General features: G+C 29.3%; 17 protein-coding genes. 4 read left to right on the forward strand and 13 right to left on the reverse strand.

Annotated features, from left to right (window positions below; genetic code table 11):
• Nucleotides 1–33: 33 nt before the first annotated feature.
• From ACI48P_RS11935 to cspBA, 3 genes are all read right to left on the reverse strand, one after another.
• The gene (locus ACI48P_RS11935; RefSeq protein WP_475215965.1) at nucleotides 34–228 is read right to left on the reverse strand and encodes a CDIF630_02480 family spore surface protein; all 195 of its coding nucleotides are present in this window, start codon (nucleotides 226–228) and stop codon (nucleotides 34–36) included.
• 86 nt (nucleotides 229–314) lie between these two features.
• Nucleotides 315–1,970, reverse strand: coding sequence for a bile acid germinant receptor pseudoprotease CspC (cspC, locus tag ACI48P_RS11940; protein WP_475215967.1), 1,656 nt, complete (start codon nucleotides 1,968–1,970; stop codon nucleotides 315–317).
• A gap of 30 nt (nucleotides 1,971–2,000) precedes the next feature.
• Nucleotides 2,001–5,303 carry a bifunctional germination protease/germinant receptor pseudoprotease CspBA gene (gene cspBA / locus ACI48P_RS11945; protein ID WP_475215969.1) on the reverse strand — a complete coding sequence of 1,101 codons (3,303 nt, stop codon included), beginning with the start codon at nucleotides 5,301–5,303 and terminating at the stop codon, nucleotides 2,001–2,003.
• Between the two features lie 179 nt (nucleotides 5,304–5,482).
• Between cspBA and ACI48P_RS11950 the strand changes: the two genes are divergently transcribed.
• Together ACI48P_RS11950 and ACI48P_RS11955 are read left to right on the forward strand one after the other, a co-directional pair.
• The gene (locus ACI48P_RS11950) at nucleotides 5,483–6,586 is read left to right on the forward strand and encodes an AI-2E family transporter (protein WP_475215971.1); all 1,104 of its coding nucleotides are present in this window, start codon (nucleotides 5,483–5,485) and stop codon (nucleotides 6,584–6,586) included.
• A 215-nt stretch (nucleotides 6,587–6,801) separates the two neighbouring features.
• Entirely contained in the window at nucleotides 6,802–7,149 is a 348-nt protein-coding gene (locus ACI48P_RS11955; protein WP_475215973.1) for a hypothetical protein, read from the forward strand.
• Between the two features lie 116 nt (nucleotides 7,150–7,265).
• Here ACI48P_RS11955 and ACI48P_RS11960 read toward each other — a convergent pair whose 3' ends face one another.
• The 4 genes from ACI48P_RS11960 to ACI48P_RS11975 form a co-directional block, all read right to left on the reverse strand.
• A complete protein-coding gene (locus ACI48P_RS11960; protein WP_475215974.1) occupies nucleotides 7,266–7,865 on the reverse strand; it encodes a DUF4397 domain-containing protein in 600 nt (199 codons plus the stop codon).
• A gap of 64 nt (nucleotides 7,866–7,929) precedes the next feature.
• A complete protein-coding gene (eam, locus tag ACI48P_RS11965) occupies nucleotides 7,930–9,204 on the reverse strand; it encodes a glutamate 2,3-aminomutase (RefSeq protein ID WP_475215976.1) in 1,275 nt (424 codons plus the stop codon).
• 256 nt (nucleotides 9,205–9,460) lie between these two features.
• Nucleotides 9,461–9,667 (reverse strand): hypothetical protein, encoded by a 207-nt coding sequence (locus ACI48P_RS11970; RefSeq protein WP_475215978.1) that lies wholly within the window; start codon nucleotides 9,665–9,667, stop codon nucleotides 9,461–9,463.
• A gap of 188 nt (nucleotides 9,668–9,855) precedes the next feature.
• Nucleotides 9,856–11,367, reverse strand: coding sequence for an Ig-like domain-containing protein (locus ACI48P_RS11975; protein WP_475215980.1), 1,512 nt, complete (start codon nucleotides 11,365–11,367; stop codon nucleotides 9,856–9,858).
• A 330-nt stretch (nucleotides 11,368–11,697) separates the two neighbouring features.
• Here ACI48P_RS11975 and ACI48P_RS11980 point away from each other — a divergent pair, with 330 nt between their 5' ends.
• Complete coding sequence (locus ACI48P_RS11980) at nucleotides 11,698–12,747, forward strand: PTS sugar transporter subunit IIC (RefSeq protein ID WP_475215982.1); 1,050 nt, start codon at nucleotides 11,698–11,700, stop codon at nucleotides 12,745–12,747.
• A 321-nt stretch (nucleotides 12,748–13,068) separates the two neighbouring features.
• Here ACI48P_RS11980 and ACI48P_RS11985 read toward each other — a convergent pair whose 3' ends face one another.
• The 4 genes from ACI48P_RS11985 to ACI48P_RS12000 all read right to left on the reverse strand — a co-directional run bounded on the left by ACI48P_RS11985 (nucleotide 13,069) and on the right by ACI48P_RS12000 (nucleotide 16,417).
• Nucleotides 13,069–13,416 (reverse strand): hypothetical protein, encoded by a 348-nt coding sequence (locus tag ACI48P_RS11985; protein WP_475215984.1) that lies wholly within the window; start codon nucleotides 13,414–13,416, stop codon nucleotides 13,069–13,071.
• 320 nt (nucleotides 13,417–13,736) lie between these two features.
• Nucleotides 13,737–14,084, reverse strand: a complete 348-nt coding sequence (locus ACI48P_RS11990) for a cupin domain-containing protein (protein ID WP_475215986.1) — start codon at nucleotides 14,082–14,084, stop codon at nucleotides 13,737–13,739.
• Nucleotides 14,085–14,167: 83 nt separating this feature from the next.
• Entirely contained in the window at nucleotides 14,168–15,289 is a 1,122-nt protein-coding gene (locus tag ACI48P_RS11995) for a peptidylprolyl isomerase (RefSeq protein WP_475215988.1), read from the reverse strand.
• A 105-nt stretch (nucleotides 15,290–15,394) separates the two neighbouring features.
• Nucleotides 15,395–16,417, reverse strand: a complete 1,023-nt coding sequence (locus tag ACI48P_RS12000; protein ID WP_475215989.1) for a hypothetical protein — start codon at nucleotides 16,415–16,417, stop codon at nucleotides 15,395–15,397.
• A gap of 274 nt (nucleotides 16,418–16,691) precedes the next feature.
• On the opposite strand from ACI48P_RS12000, the gene ACI48P_RS12005 reads away from it, so the two are divergent.
• A complete protein-coding gene (locus ACI48P_RS12005) occupies nucleotides 16,692–17,933 on the forward strand; it encodes an NAD(P)-dependent oxidoreductase (RefSeq protein WP_475215991.1) in 1,242 nt (413 codons plus the stop codon).
• 80 nt (nucleotides 17,934–18,013) lie between these two features.
• Here ACI48P_RS12005 and ACI48P_RS12010 read toward each other — a convergent pair whose 3' ends face one another.
• Together ACI48P_RS12010 and ACI48P_RS12015 are read right to left on the reverse strand one after the other, a co-directional pair.
• Entirely contained in the window at nucleotides 18,014–18,583 is a 570-nt protein-coding gene (locus tag ACI48P_RS12010) for a DUF2238 domain-containing protein (protein ID WP_475215993.1), read from the reverse strand.
• A 74-nt stretch (nucleotides 18,584–18,657) separates the two neighbouring features.
• Nucleotides 18,658–20,190, reverse strand: coding sequence for an FAD-dependent oxidoreductase (locus ACI48P_RS12015; protein ID WP_475215995.1), 1,533 nt, complete (start codon nucleotides 20,188–20,190; stop codon nucleotides 18,658–18,660).
• Nucleotides 20,191–20,226: the final 36 nt, after the last annotated feature.

The raw sequence follows: 20,226 nt of genomic DNA on the forward strand, positions 1-20,226 counted from the left end.
CAGTCATATATTCTATGACTGCCTTACTATCAATTATAGCCTACTTCCATTATCGACCCAATCTTTAGCTTCTTCTACATTAGAAAGAGATGGTACTGATACTTTGCTTTCTGGTCTAATCTTATCAATATCTGCCCATGCTGCCGTAGACTCATTGTTAGTAGGTCTATACTTATTTAATCTTTTGTTATTTTCTCCTCTTAAAGGAGTAGCTTTTTTTGATTGCATATTTATCACCTCACATATATCTTTTCCTTAGTTTTATCGATATTGTATATTTAAATTCATGCAATCTTAGGTATTAAATGTAAATACTATAAATTATTTGCCATTTCTTCAATTGTTTTTTGTAAATTTAATATACCATATCCTTGAGAAATATTTGGATATGTATATATTATTTTTTTAGTAGCTCCCAACATTAAATATGTTTTTATAACTTGAGTAAATAACGATCCTCTTGGTGTACTACTTTGATCTATAAGATATTCAGAAAGTAATGCTACTACTCCACTAACAATTGATGAACTTACCCCAGTTCCTGTTCCCGTATTGTAGCTACTATTTATATATGTAGATATTATATCTACTCCTGGTGCTACAATATCCGGTTTTATACCTCTTCCTCTGACCGGTCCTTTTGATGATCCTAGCCACATACTATCTGTTTTATCATTAAAAGTTCCTATTGTAATAATATTTACTCCTGCTGCATACATGGTTAATGTTGCTACAGAATCTGGATCTAAAAACCTACTATCACCTGATATTATATTCTTATTAGGTAAATATATGTCATATTCACCACTGGTAATCACCTCTGGAATTAGTCTTAAAGTCCAAACTCCAGGTTTTACATTTTTTAAGCTTATTTCTAATCGTTGCGCTCCTGTAGCAATATAAGGATATATATATTTCATAGTATACGATGTATTTTCTAAATTAAACTTGCCTGTATATTGAAAATTATCTGGAGAATACATAATAGTGTAGCCTGCTTCTCCGGATGGTGATATTAACATTGCACTTATTTTATTAGGACCAACAGTATTCAAAACTATATCTATATTTTCTTGATCTCCAACCTGAATAATAACATCATCTACTTCATCAAGACTGTTGAATTTCCCTGAGTAGTGAATATCTGTATTACCCTCGTTGCCAGCACCACTCACAACAATAAATCCGCTTCTACTTAGTACATTAAAAACTTCTAATATATTTGTATTTGCTGTAGAGCTTGACATTGCTCCAACAGTCAAATTTATTATCATTGGCCTTTTTTCCCTTTCTCCAATGTCTGTCACGTATTTAATTGCAGCCAAAAAATCTGAATTCGTATAATTTATTTTTCCTTTTTTGTATTCCCCTTCATATTCCCTTAATTTAACCACTACTAGCTTACTATCCGGCGCTACACCTGTATACAATGGATTTAATCTGCCATTTCCAGCCACTATTCCTGCTGCAATAGTACCCGTTCCAATCTTATCTATACTTAATGTGTTATTATTATCTTTTATTGCTTGATTTATTTCTTCATTGGTGAATTCACTTCCAAAAATCATTCCTTTGGGTGGATTACCTTTATCACTTTCTTGATCCCATAAACTTAAGATTATGCTATTTCCATCCTTATCAATAAAATCCGGATGCATATAATCTATTCCAGAATCAATTATAGCTACCAAAACCCCCCTCCCCCTTATATTTGTATATGGGTTTTTATTTATATAATCTGTTCCAGATGCTACAGTGACCGATTCTCCACTTTCTAAGTTATTAGTTATTTCAATCAATGAACTAAGAGGAATAGATTCATGCCACCATGCAACTTCTGGTATTCTATCTAATATTCTATAGTTAAAATCATCAGGAACATATATTACCGCAAGTTGAGGAGTTAAAATTATGTATTCATCTATATTATTAGATTCAAATGCTTTTTCTATATCTCCTTGATAGATCATGTAGTAAGATTTGATAATTTTCCCCCCCTTCTATTTAAATTGATCAAACATTCCTCTTACATTTAGTAATCCGTATCCTACTGATGTATTTGGATAGTTTATATTTAGGCTTGTCTTTGCTCCCATTTTCATATATGATTTCACTATTTCTATAAAAGCTTTATTTTTATATTTTCCGTCTACAAATGTGTATTGATAAAACATTGCCACTGCTCCTGAAACGTGTGCAGCTGCTGGTGCTGTTCCTGTTATAGTTCCATAGGTATTACCAGGATAAGGAGCTATAATATTAACTCCTGGTGCTACAATATCAGGCTTAATTATTCCCGCAAGATTAGGTCCTCTTGATGATGATGGCCACAAACTATTATTACTTATGTTATAAGCACCTACTGTAATAATATCATCATATGTTGCTGGAAAATTTATTGTAAATTGTGGATCTGCTTCTCTAAACTTTGTTGTTTTATTTATAAATACTCTGTTTGGTAAATATATATTATAATTAGCTGCTGTTGTATATGACCCTATTAACTTAATTTTCCAAATACCTTTTTTTGCATTAGTTAATACTATGCTTGTAAATTGCTGACCAGAGTATGATGTTGGAAATACATAATTTATTGAATAACTTGTTCCTTCTAAATCGTAAATTCCCACTACCTCATTAATATTAGATGCTCCTGCATTTTTACTTTCCTCGCCTGTCGGAGAAATGACAATAATATCAACTTTATATGGTCGATCTATCCACACTTGTATCTCTATTTCTTCTTCATCAGTGCCTAATTCTATTTCAACCTCTTTAGTTTCCCCAACCAAAGGAACTTTTCCTGATGCATGAGTTTGTGTATTTCCTTCATTACCTGCAGCATTTACTAGAGCTAGCCCTCTAACGTAAAAAGCACTCTCACTTGTAACCCTTGTTGTAAAACCCGCCTGGCTATTACTACCTATAGATGAATTTATAACTATTGGCTTTTTTTGCTCTAAAGATTTATTATAAACATATTCAGCTGCCGCAGTATTCATAGCATTATTGTAATATCCATCTATTTTTCCTAATTTAACAATAATTAACTCTGAATCTTGTGCAACCCCTGCATAGTCTTTATTTATATTTCCAAGCCCTGCACATATGCCACTGAGCATAGTTCCACTTCCAACTTCATCAATTGATAAACTTGCATCCTTATTAGCAATAGCTTTATTAATATCTTCTCTAGTATACTCTGTACCTATATAGTAGCCTTTTGGAGGATTTCCATCTTTAGATTGATCCCATAAATACAATATTTTAGATGTTCCATCTGGATATATAAAATCTTCATGTAAATAGTCTATACCACTATCTATGACTGCAATTATTACACCTTTGCCTGTTATTGAAATATTAGGGTTATTCTTAAAAAAGTTTACTCCTATTTCTTCTGTAGCTATAACTCCATTAGTCGTCCCCTGACTCACCTCGCTAAAGGATGCCATTCGAATAGTACTTTCACTTCTTATTACTGATGATAATGTCAATAAAGAATTAATATTAAACTCTTCAATATCATCAATAAAAATCACATCTAAAGTATCACTTATTTTAAGTTTTTTATTACTCAAACCTACACTTTTATATTCTTCATCAAATCCAGGTTCATGAAATATATTTATACCCCTTATTATTCCTGGTGATCTTTTTTGACTTCGAGAAGACTTTCTTTCATTAAATACATAAATTGACTCTTCATTTGCACTTTGCTCTGTATAAATCTCTAAATTAGATAAATCTAAAAAACCAAAACCAGAATAATTATTTGGATGTTTTACATTTTGTTTTCTTCTAGCGCCTCTCAATAAAACAGATTTTAGTTTTTGTGAGTATAAGAATAAATCGTTTCCTTTAACGATTCCCCACTCCATAAGGAGAGCACATACGCCTGTAACATGAGGTGTTGCCATACTAGTTCCACTAAGTGCTCCTGTAGTTCCTCCTGGTAAGTATGAAACAATATCCTCTCCTGGAGCCAATATATCCGGTTTAAAAACACACCTCTCCACATCACCTTCTCCTGAGAATATAGATACAGTGTCTGATCTTGAGTTATAGCTACCTACTGTAAGCGCTCTACTCGCAGTTCCTGGAACTGTTACTGTTAAAGACGTACTCGGCTCTAAAAATCTAGTATCTCTACTTAGACCTTCAGATGTAGGAAGATATATATCTATATCTCCTACAACTATATTTACAGGCTCAAATATTAGTTTCCATATGCCTGGAGTTATTTGCCTTGTTGAAGATAAATTGAAACTTATTCTTCTAGTTAATGAGTATGGCGCTATTTCAAAAAAAATCCCTAATATTTTAGTACCTGATATTGTGTTATTTACTTGTCTACTTGATAAAGAAATTGCTTGAGTCTTTTCGTTTGAGGGATTAACTAAATATACTTTAAAATCATCTGCAAAATTTGGCCAAATATTAATATTTAATATTCGCTCACTCTCTCCTATCACTATCTCAACTTCTTTATTTTCAATAGGCGTAATTTGTATATGCTTATGTCCTCCCTTATCTGCATTATTACCAGCTGCAACAACTATATTATTTTTCCATACCAGACACATATCATCTATATACTGTTCAAATAGTGATAGTCCTCTATGCGAACCTTCATTACTTCCGTAGCTTATGTTAATAGCCACTGGCATTTTTAGTTCTAGCGCCTTATCTAAAATAAATTTTAATGCTCTCATGAATTCTGTACTCTTAGAGAATGTATCGGTTTGTCTATGACCTACCCTTACTACTATTAAGTTAGCCTCATTTGCAATAGATGCGCAAATTCCTGACACATGTGTACCATGAGAACTAGTTGTAGATATAGGAATATACATCTGTCCATCTAAGGCTTTATTAATATCTTCATTAGTGTAAACAGAACCTTCATTGAACCCAATTGGTGGGTTACCATCTATAGACTGATCCCAGTAATATAATATTTTAGATTTATTGTTTGCATCTCGAAAAACGGGCAAAGTATAATCTATTCCAGAATCAATAATACCTAATAGAGTTCCTTTACCAGTTAATCCTGATTTATTTTTAAAGCTAGTTATTCCTGTACTTGAAAAACTCTGAGTATCTTGCGCCTGTAAAATAAATGGTTTCTCAATATATTCTATTTCAGGATATAATAATAACTTCTCAATATCTTCTTGTGTTTTTGCAGTTATTATTGCATACCCTTGGTTTAGTACTTCTACTGATACTCCAAGTTCTTTTTCTATTTTCAAAATATCTCCGTTATATTTTACAATTACTTCAAAATCTATATTAATCACCTCCCAGGTAAATCTTCACTTATACAAAAGTACACGTATTTTTATCTCATTTATATATATGCTAATTATTTTTTTTTATATTAAATACTGATATCTATTCAAATAAATAGTATAATATTGTATTAATAGTAAAAAAACTAGAAACTAAACAAAAGAAAATAAAAAAAGGATGTGTTAAATTGAAAGATAAGAAAATATACTTAAACGTTGTTCTCACAGTAGTTGTGTCTTATATTTTGATTAAATTTATAGATAACTATAGTTATTTCTTTGCTGTATTTAACTTGTTATTGTCGCTACTAACACCATTTGTTATAGCTTTTGTACTTGCCTATATGTTTAATCCACTTATTAACTTTTTAGAGAACAGGTTAAATTTTAAACGGATATATGCATTACTATTTACATATAGTATTTTGTTAGTTTTAATAGGATCATTTGTGCTTTTCACAGTACCAGCTATAATTAGCAGTATTATAGATATAGTTAATCAAATACCAGTTTATGTTACACAAACACAAAATTTCTTTTTAGATTTAGGACAAAGCTTAAAAAATGTTGATCCTCAAACTTTAAAGAAAATTGGCGATAATATTATGTCCGCAATACCGGAGTTAAGTAATTTATTTGTAGGTTATCTTGGACAAGTTTTCTCTACTACTTTTTCAGTAGGAAAGTTTATTGTTCAATTTGTTTTAGCTTTTATTATTTGTTTCTACATTCTTTTAGAAAAAGAAAGCTTCTTTGATTTCTTAACAAAATTAATGTATGTTACTTTAGGAAAAAGATTTGGAGACTTTACTTTAGAAGTTGGGAGAACTCTAAACTCTAATATTGGTAAGTATTTCTCAGGAAAAATTCTAGATTCTTTTATTGTTGGTGTGTTATCAGCTGCAGGGCTTTACTTATTAAAATCTAAATATGCTCTATTATTTGGTACACTTATAGGGTTTATGAATCTAATACCTTATTTTGGACCTGTTATAGGAATGACTCCTGTTGTAATTATAAATTTATTTTACAATCCAACAGTTGCTTTATTCTCATTAGCTTACTTACTACTAGTTCAGCAAGTAGAGGTTGCAATAATTGAACCTAAAATTGTAGGTGGCCAACTAGGTCTTAGTCCTTTTTTAACAATTTTAGCAGTAACAGTTGGTGGAGGTTTCTTTGGAATTCCAGGTATGATACTATCTGTTCCAATTATGGGCGTAATAAAAATATATCTAGTTAAATTTACTGAATATAAATATAGCATATTAAAAACTGAAATAGAAGAATAATTATGCAAAAAACTTAGTAGAAATGACATCTACTAAGTTTTTTTTGCATATAATTATTTTGTATCCTATATGTCATCAGAAATTAGTTACGATTCTGTAATCGAAAGTAACAGGTATGTAACTGTTATATTTCTCTAAAATTTGGTAATATTTAAATATAGATACATTCAGTATTAATACAAGCTTTATAAGCTATTATGAAAGATGGTGGAGTTATGAAAAAAGTAATTATAATTTTATCTATTTTATGTGGAAGCATTTTTATTTCAGAACCAGTAAAGCAGTTTATCTTTGCTGATACATTGACTGATGTTAAAACAGAACAACAAGCTAAATTGACACAAGAAGAAGCAAAAGAGCTTCTTATCAAATACAATAATGAAGTAAATTATATATTTCAAGGAGATGCTAGCCAATTTGATGCATTAAAAGAAAAAAATCTTACTGGGTATGTATTTTTACCAGATGTACCTACAGATATAGGATACTTTGTAAATGATAAAACTAATGAAATATACTATTTCCACCCAAGTGGATATCTTGAATTAGTTAACAAAAAATAATTTGAAGAATTTCCTTCATAAAATTTTTTATTCTATATGTAATCTCTCAAAAAAGATCAAGTATATAACATAAACTGTTATATACTTGATCTTTTTGTATCCATAAGTTTTTATATTTATAAGAAGGTTGCTCCATCTAAAGACTGGAATAGCTGAAAATTTGGTTTATTTCCTATTGCATAAATTGTATATATTCGGCTTGGATTAATTGTTATTCTAAGCTTTCTTATGAGTTGATTATTTTCTACTAATTCAATTTCTACTCTGTAAGTTCCTGGGGCCATTAATTCATAAGGTGAAATATCTCTAAAATTACTTTCTGAAACAAATATTTCATCGTCAAAATACACATTAATATACAATCCATTTGGTACCAAATTAACTAATCTAACCTTAGATTGATTTCCTTCTGGTACTTCTGTATCTTCTTCTATAGGTAATATTTCTAATTGCTCTCTTTCGCCGATAAGAGCAACAGTCAATAATTTACCTCCATCAATTTCAACTTCCTGTTCAAATATAGGATTAGTTTTTTTATCCCTAGGAAATACTTGCATCAAATATTTTCCTTTAGGCACATAAACATACGGGCTAAAATTTGTAAATCTCATATTATAAAAAAATGGATCTTGATTTAGATATATATCTACAGTCTCTAGCCCTGGGACTGCATGTAACATTCTTACTAGAGAATAATTTTCATCAAAATTTCTCATTTATAATCCCCCTTTAAGCTTGATACTATTAAGGTATTATCTAAATGTAAATTTTGATACTATCTTATATATACTTTTCTATTAAACCTTTAATATCTACTGCTTTTTCATCATCAACCTTTATAACTTCGCCTTCCCAAGTTCTAATAGTAATATAGTCACTACCCTTTGATACAAGATATTGAGGAAGCAATGGTGTTTTCCCTTTTCCCTTTGGCGCATTTATTATATATGTTGGTATTGCCATACCAGAGGTATATCCTCTTAAATGCTCCATAATCTCCATACCTTCATCTACAGATGTATTAAAGTGCTTAGTTCCTTTTACATGCTTACTATGGAATATATAATATGGTTTTACTCTTATTTTTAATAATTCGTGGTTCAAACATCTCATAACGTATTTATCATTATTTACACCATTTAATAATACAGCTTGGTTTCCTAAAGGAATACCTGCATTAGCAAGCTTCTCACAAGCATTTTTAGTTTCTTTTGTTATTTCCATAGGGTGATTAAAGTGCGTATTAATATAAATTGGATGGTATTTTTTTATCATATTACAGAAATTATCAGTTATTCTTTGAGGCATTGTTACTAAAGTTCTTGATCCTAGTCTTATATAATCCACATGAGGTATACTTCTAATTTCACTTATTATCCATTCTAGGTAATCATCCTTTAATGTAAGTGGATCTCCTCCTGTTATAAGAACATCTCTTATTTCCTCATTTTGCCTAATATAATCAATAGATTCTTTAATTATAGATTTTGATTGGTGACAGTCCTCTTGGCCTATATTTCTCCTTCTCTGACAATGTCTACAATACATTGCGCACTCATTGGTCACATTGATTATTAATCTATCTGGGTATCTTCTAGTAATGCTTCCTGCTGGGTTTGTAAATTCTTCTCCCATCGGATCTAAATCATCTTGGCTGTCATCTAGCTCTATTATTGAAGGAATTGACATTAATTTAATTGGATCATAAATATCTTGTGGATCAATTAAAGATAAATAATATGGAGAAATTGCCCATCTAAATAACTTTTGAACTTTTTCGATTTGCTTTATTTCCTTTTCAGTAATATTTAGTATTTTACACAATGTATGAACGTCATGGATTCTATTGGATAGTTGCCATTGATAGTTATTCCAATCTGCTTCTGAACCACCTAATACTTCTAATATTCTTTTTTTTCTTTCATTAATTATTTCTTCATTTTCTAGTCCTTTTGGAATACTTGATACGATTTTTGTATAATCACTTATTCTAGATTTTAGTTGATTTGCTCTTTCTTTTGATATCCTTTTGCTTTCATTTGTCATTTTTTTCATCAGGCGTTACTCCCCTGACTTCCCCCTTTCTTATGTATAATTATTTAATATAATTATTAATAATTAATTAAAATAGCGTCTCCTTTTTTGTCCCGTATAAAACTTTCTGTGAAAATTTTATAAGATGGTATACATTAAGATAAGTGTTTCTATTAAAAATTTTGTTAATCTAATAATAACATACTAAAATATTCATTACAATAAAATACAAATAAAAATTAAATCTCGCATAATAACTTATGCGAGATTTGCAATTTTAAGTATTTTCTTCAATTTTTTTACTAAGTCTACCTAACATGTTTTTAGAAAATCTAGATATATCATTAGGAACACAAATAGACTCAGCTAGTAAGCAGTAAATTTCTATAGCTCTTTTATAATCTCTCTTACCAGAATAAGCTTTAAAAGCTTCCTCTGCTAAATCCTTTGAGGCTATATTTATTTGTTCACATCTTCTTTTCACTATAACATCTCCCTTGAAATATAGTTTAGAATAAGTATTTATTAATAAACTATACGTACATTCAAGATATTTATTCCTTCATTTTTGAGTGTACAAGGTGCATAACAAAGAATTCCCTACATATAAATTTTCCTTTAAGTGTGAAAAAAGTAAGGCTTAAATATAATTTAAGCCTTACTTTTAATTAACTATTTTATTGTTATAGTATTACTTTTTATAATCTTACCATTGTATTCTGCTTCAATATATACTTCTAGTTCAATACTTTCACCAGTAGTATTAATTGTATATTCACTATCTGTGCTTCCTTCTCCCACAAGTGTAAATTTATCTTCATTTTTAAGGTTATCTTTTGCATATATGTTGTATGTTACACCATCAATATTAATAGGATCCCATGTGATTTTTATAATATTATTGTCGTTATCAAAATAACCCATCAGATTTTTAATAGATTCTGATTCTTTAGGATATCTAATTCTTTTTATATCGCTAGGCTGAGTTTTACCATTTTCATTTAAGCCAACTACAAATAACTCAATATCTATTTCTTCTAAATTCGAAATATCTATTTGATACGTTATTTCTATTCTTGTTGGTATCCCTGAATTATCATCTTTAACTGTTACATTTTGAACTGCATTAAATTCTTTTTCATTTAATGAGTTATTTCTTAAATACAATTCATAATCATTTACACCTTTAATATAATCAAAGGTAGCAGTTAATATTAGGTTATTTCCTACTATTTCTTCCCTAACTTCTAAGTTTTCTATCTTTTTATTTTCTATAGACACTTTATTTACTTTTACTGTAATTATTAAATCCTTATTACCACAGGTTATCTTTATTTCTTCTTCTCCTTCTTGTAGCCCCACTATTGTTCCGTCACTATAAAGCGCTATAGCTCTACTAATAGGCAACTTTGACCCTACTAGTGCATACTCAATCTTAGGATGCTTTAAGCCCTTAGGAGATGTAATAATCTTTGGATTTAACTTGGCTGTTTGCCCTTCTTCTATTTCTATTTTGTTTTCAATATTTATTGATGCAACTCTGGCTCTAATATTGAAAGTACGAGGATCTTCATCTTCTCCATATTTTGCATACACAGTTGCAGTTCCTATACCTACTGCCTTCACTTTGTTATTTTCTATAGTTAAAACATCTTCATTACTACTATAATAATCTACTTTACTTAAATCATCAAATTGCTTGTAATCTGTTTCTACTTTTGAGCTTAGTTTAGCAATGTCACCAACATATACAAGGTCTTCATCTATTATTAATTCTAGATTTTCAACTTTCGGCTTTACTACTTTAATAGTTGCTTTTTTAAGTAGGCTATCTCCATGCATTACTCCAATTGATGCATAACCTTCTTTTAATCCAGTCATCTCATCACCTTCAATGGACAATACATCTTTATTGTCCAATACCCTAAAGGTTAGAATCGGTTCTTTTGAGTAATTTGGTATTTTTATATATTTACCCATTGATAACTTTACAGTTTCATCTATCTGAACTACATATTTATCTATATCTGGTATGTAGTCCCCGCTTACAATTTGAATCTCAATACCTTTTAGCATTGGTCTTAATATCCCAGAGCTAAAAAGATAGTATTGTGCAATAAGCAGTAATGGAATTGATATAATAATAGCAATTTTTTTAAATTTTTCATTTTTCATTAGCTTCATTTATCCCTTCCTTGGCTCATCATATTATATATTTTAGGTTTATGAATCTTATATAATGCAATATAATTCTAAATATATTTATTAATTCATTATATTGTTTAATTTGTCCTTTAAATATAATTTTCTAATTTCTTTACTTAATTTACAAATTACAATAAATATTTATTATTTTCATTATTTCTTTATCTAATTATAAACCATAAGATGGAATTTTTAAACCTATCGCCATATAAATTAACAATATAAAAATTGGTGAAATAACATTTGTCTTGTCAGATGAAAAGATATATAATTATTAATATAAAATATTTATCTAGGAGGACTCACACTTTGGATGTAATTCAAAACAAAGGAACTTTTAAAACTTTCATTAAAAATAAAAATATCGAGATTACAGCTCAACGATACTTAATTGATGCACTAAGTTACATGGCTTTAGGACTTTTTTCATCACTACTAATTGGTACAATCTTCAATACTATAGGAGATAAGTTTGGAATTATTCTTTTCACTGAGACTATATATCCGCTTGCAAAACAAGTTACAGGTCCAGCAATTGGTGTTGCTATTGCATATGCTCTAAAAGCACCTCCCCTTGTAATGTTTTCTTGTGCACTAGTTGGAGCTTGTGGAAATGATTTAGGTGGACCTGTAGGAGCGTTTATATCAACAGTTCTTGCAACTGAATGTGGCAAGCTTATTTCAAAAGAAACTAAGATAGATATACTAGTTACTCCTGCAACTACTATTTTAATAGGTGTTCTAGCTTCACAATTTATCGGACCAGTAATTTCTTCATTTATGACTACATTTGGTAATATAATAATACAAACTACTGAAATGCAACCAATCATAATGGGTGCACTAGTGTCTACCTTGGTTGGTATAGCTTTAACCCTACCTATAAGTAGTGCTGCTATTTGTATAATGCTTGGTCTTAGTGGTTTAGCTGGTGGAGCTGCTACAGTAGGATGTTGTTGTCAAATGGTTGGATTTGCTGTAATGAGTTATAGAGAAAATGGGGTAGGAGGACTTGCAGCTCAAGGTCTTGGAACTTCTATGCTTCAGATGCCTAATATAATTAAGAATTATAAGATATGGATTCCTCCAACTGTTGCATCATTCATTTTAGGGCCTCTTTCAACAACAGTTTTCAAATTAGAAAATATACCTATAGGCGCTGGAATGGGTACTTCTGGTTTAGTCGGACAAATAGGAACAATAACTGCAATGGAGGGTGTCGGACGTCAAGGTCCATCTATGTGGATAGGAATATTATTACTTCAATTTATTTTGCCAGCAGTTATTACACTTATAATTTCTGAATTTATGAGAAAGAAAAATCTAATAAAGCCTGGTGACTTAAAGCTTGATTTATAAATATAACACTTGTAACTGTTCAAATTAAAACAAAGCTCACAATTAAATAATTGTGAGCTTTTATTTTAAATAATAAATATAATTTTCTCTAGGATGCTTAGTAATATCTATAGTTTCTTTACCTAAATCAACCCCAATTATTTCTTTAGTTTTAACATCAAATTTTATATCAAAAATACCGGTAACATAAACCAACTGCAATGTTCTAGCTTTGTAATAACCTCTAACTGTTGCTTCACTCTTATCTTCATTAAACCCATAACCTTCTGCTTTATCACTTGTAATTATTTTATAAATACTACTAGTAGCATTTTATAAAACCTACTCCTTAGCTTTTTTCTCAAAGCTTTGCACCATATTCTTATCTTTATATTCAATAATTGCTAATTCTCTATCTTTTTCAAATTTTGCAATCTCTTCATCCGTAATATTATATTTTTCTATATCTTCTTTAGATAATATACATGTACTATCTACAAATTCAGCCTTATCTATTTCTTTTGGTATCCTATATCTAGTATCTAATGCTTTATTTCTCGCACTATCATACTTTTTTTGCTCTAATTCTATGTCTTCCTGCACTTCTAAAACTAATTTTTCTTCTTGTCTTATCTTTTCATTTTTATCAAAATCCTTTGTAAAACCAACTAAACCAATTGGTACAATCACTAAACAAACTATTGCCAGTAACAGTGCACCAATATTTTTTTATTTTTAAAGCAATCATTGATATCGCTATAATTATTTTTTTCTTTCCACAAGTATTTAACAGCTTTAAATCTTGTATATAACCAATAACCTAATAGTGCTATTGGCAAAAATGGAAGTACAAAAATAAATAAAAGTACATATTTAAACTATTTTATCATCCATAGTATTAAAGGCAAATATTAGTCGAAATTTATAGTAGAGACATAATAAAAATTCACAGATATTATTCTGTGGTTTTAATAAAAAGCTTCGTATTTTCAGCTGATTTTTATTTTAATTTATTCATTTATTACTACTGCAATAAATACTAACTCTTTATTTCCTATATTTTTGATATCATGTTTTTGGCCGTCTGATGTATATATAACATCTCCTACATTAACTTCTTTTACCTCCCCGTTATCATTAACTTGCCCTTTACCAGATAATATATAGTAAACTTCAAAATCTGTAGTATGATCATGTAATCCTATTGAACATTCTACCGGTATAGTAATCTTACTAAATAGCTTACATTTATCCTTTAAAAGCTCATCTTTAATTAGATACTGCATTTTTACAGTACCATCTCCTCCTCTTAAATTATCAAAACTTTTTACTTCTAGCTCTTTTTCTTTTATTATCATATTAATATCCCCCTTATTTATATAAAATAATTATATCATAATAAAAAAGACATAAATGCTCTCCATTTATGTCTTTTTTTATATTATTCTTTCACATCTACATTATATTTTTCAAACAAATCAGTAATTAAATTATTTTGCTTTTCACGAGATAAGTTTTCTTTTATATCCTCTTTAATCTCATCAAATTCGTCATATTGCTCATCAGTCTTTTTAATAATATGATATCCATAATCAGTTTCTACAAGTTCAGGCGAAACTTCACCAACTTTTAGAGCAAATGCTGCATTTTCAAAAGGCTCTACCATTTCACCTTTTCCAAAGAAATCTAAGTCTCCTCCTTTTGTAGCACTAACATCTTGTGAATATTCCTTAGCTAATATTGCAAAATCTTCACCGGCTTTTATTCTGTCTAATATTCCTTGCGCTTTTTCTTTGTTAGCAGCTTTTTGTTCTTCGCTTACTTCTTTCCCTTCATCATCTCTATTTTGTATTAATATGTGAGATGCCCTTGTCTGAAGGAATTCATCTTTATTTTTGTCATAGTAGTTTTTAGCTTCTTTATCACTTACATCTGAAGCTTGTCCTATGTATTTTACCGCTATTAACTCTTTTTCTAAATCAGCCTTAATATATTCTTCGCTAGTTTTAAATGTTTCTATATACTCATCTTTTGTCATTTTAAAAGTAGATTCTATACTAGTCATTAAGCTATCATATTCATTTTGTATCTCTTCTTCAGTAACTTCTATGTTTTCAGCCTTACCTTCAAGATAAAGTACTTCTGTTGTTGTCATATAATCAAGCATACTTTGTTCATAAGCTACTATTTGATCTTCACTCATGGCATCTTTCCCATTTAAATAGAATACAGGATCCATTCTATATGCTAAATCAGCACCTGTAATTTTATTTTCACCAACTGTTGCCATTACTTTACTACTTGAATAGCTTTTCGAAGTAGCTGGTAGACCTCTACCTACTTCTTTCCCTGAAGCATATCCTACTCCTAAGCATAATACTCCTACCGCTACTGAAATCATCGATGTTCTAAATTTATTATTCTTTAATATACCCATTTTACCTTCTTTTACAGAACTATCATTTATAGATTCCTTATTGCTAGCATCATTGCCTGTAGCTTCACTTTCTACTATTAAACTTGCTTTTTCTTCTTCTTTTGGTAATTTTTTATCTTCCGACATTGCTTCCTCCTAAATATAATTAATTCTTCATACTATTTTATTTTAACTTATATAAAAAAAATACAGGTGAATACTGAATGAAAGTGTTATGAATTTAATGTGAACTTAAACATTTCTTAAACTGTATCTAATTTCATACCTTCCAACCTTTGTTTCTCCATATTTAAGCATATCTACAATTTCAGACCTTTCTTTGCCTATATACGTAGAACACTCATCTAAAGACTTAAATATTTCTATAGCTTCACCTTTTTTATCTACCAACTCTATCTTTTTCTTTCCGCCCCTTTGTATTATAGACTTATATTTCATGAAATAGTCATCATACTCTTCATCTAAACACTCAAACCTGTAATGCATTTTTATTGGCTCGATTTTATCACTTGATAAAATAACATCTCTTTTTTTCTCAGAAATTCTAGAAGTAAATATTCTATTATTTAATGTATTATATAGCTCCATAGGGTTCTTATTGTTATTCAAATAATCAAAACTCTCATCACTAACTTCACCTGAGTTTAACTCTTTACTTAAATATTTTATTGCTTCTCCTAAATAGTCTGTATACCCGTATTTTAGATTTTCTTTTATGTATCCTAAAGGTATCTTAAGCTTTCTGCTGCATTCTTTATGTGTATTAAATATCTGTTCTTCTTGGGTATATAAATCTATAGCTTTAATAGATTTTTCCCTTTTTATTTTTATTTCCTTTACAAGTTTAATGTCTATACTGTTATCTTTCTCCTCGCCACTATTATCATCTATACGATTCTCAATTATTTCATTTTCTTCTTCAGAACATTTAACTAAATTTAACCCATCGAAAATTATTTCCCTTAGTTCTTCAACTTCGTTGTCCTCAACAATATTTTCTTCAATATGTGTATCTAAATTATTATGGCTAGGGGTTATTAGTTGCTCTCCTATATTTTCATTTTCTGTAATAGTTTCTGTTTCAAGCTCTTCTTCTATAGCAACTGCAGTGCTGCCATTACAATCAATTTCATTGCTTTCTTCATTAGATTTAACTTCTATATTTTCTATTTCTTCCTTTTCATTATCTAAAGGTATTGATACATCTTCTGTTACATCATTTTTCTTTATTAATTTTAAAAATTTTTTTAACAATTAAATTTCCTCCTAAAACTGATTATATTTACCCTAAAATTATTTCGTCTTATAATATATTACTAAAATATAGACTAATAGTAAACTAAGGTGTTAGAAGAATTTGTCTTATTTTGTCTTAAATATTTTATTAACTTCTACATATATTATTAATTATTTTCCCTCTAAGTCAAAAAACCTCTTTTTAATATTTAAGTTTTATTCTATTTACTTTGTGGTATAATATTAAAAATCATATGAATTTTTAGATACATATTATCAGCGAGGTGAATGCATGAAAATTAATTTACTTAATGAAGCAAACAACTGTCTGCTTTGTAAAAATGCTAGGTGTCAAAAAAACTGTCCTATAGATACACCTATTCCAGAAGTAATTAAGCTTTATAAGGAAGGTAATTTAGAAGAAGCAGGTAAAATATTATTTGAGAATAATCCATTATCATCAATTTGTGCAATAGTATGCCCACATGAAGATCAATGTAGAGGTAATTGTATAAAAGGTATAAAAGGTGAACCTGTAAGATTCCATGAGATTGAACATGAAATTTCATCTCAGTACTTAAGTAGTTTAAAAATGGAAAAACCAAAAAGTAATGGAGTTAAGGTCGCAATTATAGGATCTGGTCCGGCTGGAATAACTGTAGCCCTTGAACTTGCTACTAGAGGTTATGATGTTACAATATTTGAAAAAAATGAAAAGATAGGCGGAATATTAACTTATGGAATACCTGAGTTTAGGCTACCTAGAACAAATATTGATTTATTAGGAAAAAGATTAAAAGAGCTAGGCGTAAAAATAAAAATAAATGCTCTTGTAGGTCCAGTAGTAACTCTAGATAAGTTATTTGAAGATGGATATAAATCTATCTTTATAGGTACTGGAGTTTGGAATCCTAGAAAACTTAATATCAAAGGTGAAACGTTTGGTCATGTTCATTATGCTATTGATTATTTAAGAACTCCACAAAGTTATGATTTAGGTGATAAAGTTATAGTAATAGGTGCAGGAAATGTAGCTATGGATGCTGCAAGAAGTGCTAAGTACTATGGTTCTTCTGAGGTATATATTACTTATAGACGTGATTTTTCTGATATGACAGCTACTAAACATGAAATACAAGAGGCTAAAGAAGAAGGAGTATTATTTGATACTTTTAAGGCTCCTGTAGAAATTGTTGAAGATGGTATTATATTAATAGATACAAAGAAAGTAACAAATGAAGATGGAAGCACATCTTTAGTTAACGTAGAAAATAGTGAAAAATTATATAAATGTGATTCTATACTTGTAGCAGTTAGTCAGGTTGCTAGAAATACAATCGTTGCAAATAATGCTGGCCTTGAAATTCAAAGAAGCGGGTTATTAGTAACTGATGATGAAGGTCATACTACACGCGAAGGTGTTTTTGCTTGTGGTGATGTTACTCACGGTGCAGCTACTGTTATTGAGGCAACTGTTGCCGCTAAAAAAGTATCTAATTCAATGGATGAATATTTAAAAAAGTTTATTAAATAGTATAATTCAATATATTTATATTAATAATAAAGGATATTTCAAAATACATATTTTGAAATATCCTTTTAATATATAAAAAGTTATTTAATTTTTTTTATTCTATTCATTATAAAAGGTATCATTATTACTGCTCCAACAAGCCCATCTATCATATCTATCATTGTGTCAGTTAAGCCACCTACTTGAGTATTAGTTCCTAAAAGATTGTCCATTGTAAACTCACCTATTTCCCAAAATCCAGCTACTGCTACACTAAACATTAGTAAATAGATAATAATAAATATTTTATTCATATTATCTATTTGATCTTTATTATTAAAGAAAGCTAATAATGAGTATGCAAAGCTACATGCAATAAATCCAGACCATATATGAAGGAAATCATCATAATGATTTATACTGTAAAACCCATAACATGATCCTAATAGTGAGGATATTAAAACAAAAGCTATCATTACAATATAAAGTTGATCATCTAAAAAGTTTTTAAACTTTCTATTTATAATTTTAAGTACTAATGTAAGTAATATACATGCAATGCATATCACTATGTTGAATAAATTTCTTTCATTTATAAATAATGCAATGGATCCTATATATAGCACATATGAAATCCATGTTGCAATATTTGCCAGTTTACTTTCTTTCATTTTATTTGCCCCCATATTTTGACTATAATTTTAGCTATTAGTATAACACATTTATAACTTATCCAATTTGATTTTTATATGAATTTTGGATTAATGTCATTATTACCATCACCATATCTTTTTAGGGGCTTAAGAGCCGGTCCTTCAACAATATTTCCTTCATAATCAAATCTAGAACCATGACAAGGGCAATCCCATGTTTTTTCTGCACCATTAAATGTAAGCTCACATCCAAGGTGAGTACATGTAATATCTACAATGTATAATTCATTATCAAAGTTTCTATAGGCCCCATATCTTTTACCCTCTATATTTACAATTTTACCTTCACCTTTTTCCTTAGGCATATTATCACTACCTAATTTTAATTTACCACTTACCATATTTATGGCCACATTCACATTTTCTTTAATAAAGTCTTTAGTAAAGAAACCTCCTTTTCTTGAAGGGTTAAAAACTTCTTCATACCTTGAGCTTCCTTTTGTTATTAAATCTTTAATAATAATTGCAGCAGATACACCATTAGTAATACCCCACTTAGAATATCCAGTAGCTACATATATATCATCTTCTTCAGATGATATTCTACCTATAAATGGCAAGTTATCAAAACTCATACAGTCTTGAGCTGACCATTGATACCTAAAATTATCTACTTCAAAAACCTTATTCGCGTAATTTTTTAAGGTATTATATATTTCACTTTCTTTGCCACCTTGACCTACCTTATGATCTCCTCCTCCAATAATTAACAACCTCTTTCCTTCTCCTTCATAGCATCTAAATGTTCTTGAAGGCTGTTCTAAATTAATAAACATTCCTTTAGGCAAATCTATATTTAAATCTCCTGCTAAAAGATAAGATCTTTCCGATACTTCTTTTGCAAAGAATAAATTTAGACCATCATACCATGGAGCATGAGATGCAATTATAACCTTCTTTGATTTTATGATATGTCCATCCCTACATTTACATTCGAAACCTTTATTTAGCATTAAGTCTACAATCGTAGTATTTTCATAAATCTTTGTACCTAATTTGCCAGCTGCCTTTGCTAAACCATCTATATATTGTTTTGGGTTAAATTGAGCTTGATTATTAAAGCTAATAGCTGCTTTTATATCTAAAGGTAAATCTAAGTTACTATGATAGTAACAATCAATGCCAATCTTTTTACAAACATCATATTCTTTTTTTATATCATCTACAAAAGAATCTTTTTCAGTAAATATATATGATGGTAATCTTTCAAAGTTACAATTTATATTATTTTCCTTTATACTACTTTCTATAAAATTCAAACCTTCATTATTTGCATCATAGTATAACTTTGCTGCTTCTAGACCATATTTTTTTTCAATTTGCCAATAAAAATCATCATGCTGTACTGTCACCTTACCAGTATTTCTGCCAGAGCTTCCCATAGCAATTTTATCTGCATCAACTAATACAACATCAATTCCTTCTTTTGCTAACAAATATGCACTTGTTACACCTGTTATTCCTCCTCCGACTATTACAACCTCTGTTTCTATATCATGTTCTAATTTATTAAAGTTGTCTCCCTTTGAACTAGAAATCCAGTATGACTGATTTATATCATTCATTTTAATTCTCCTTCTTTTTTAAATATTAGTTATATA

This window comes from Romboutsia sp. LXY-2, assembly GCF_056171995.1.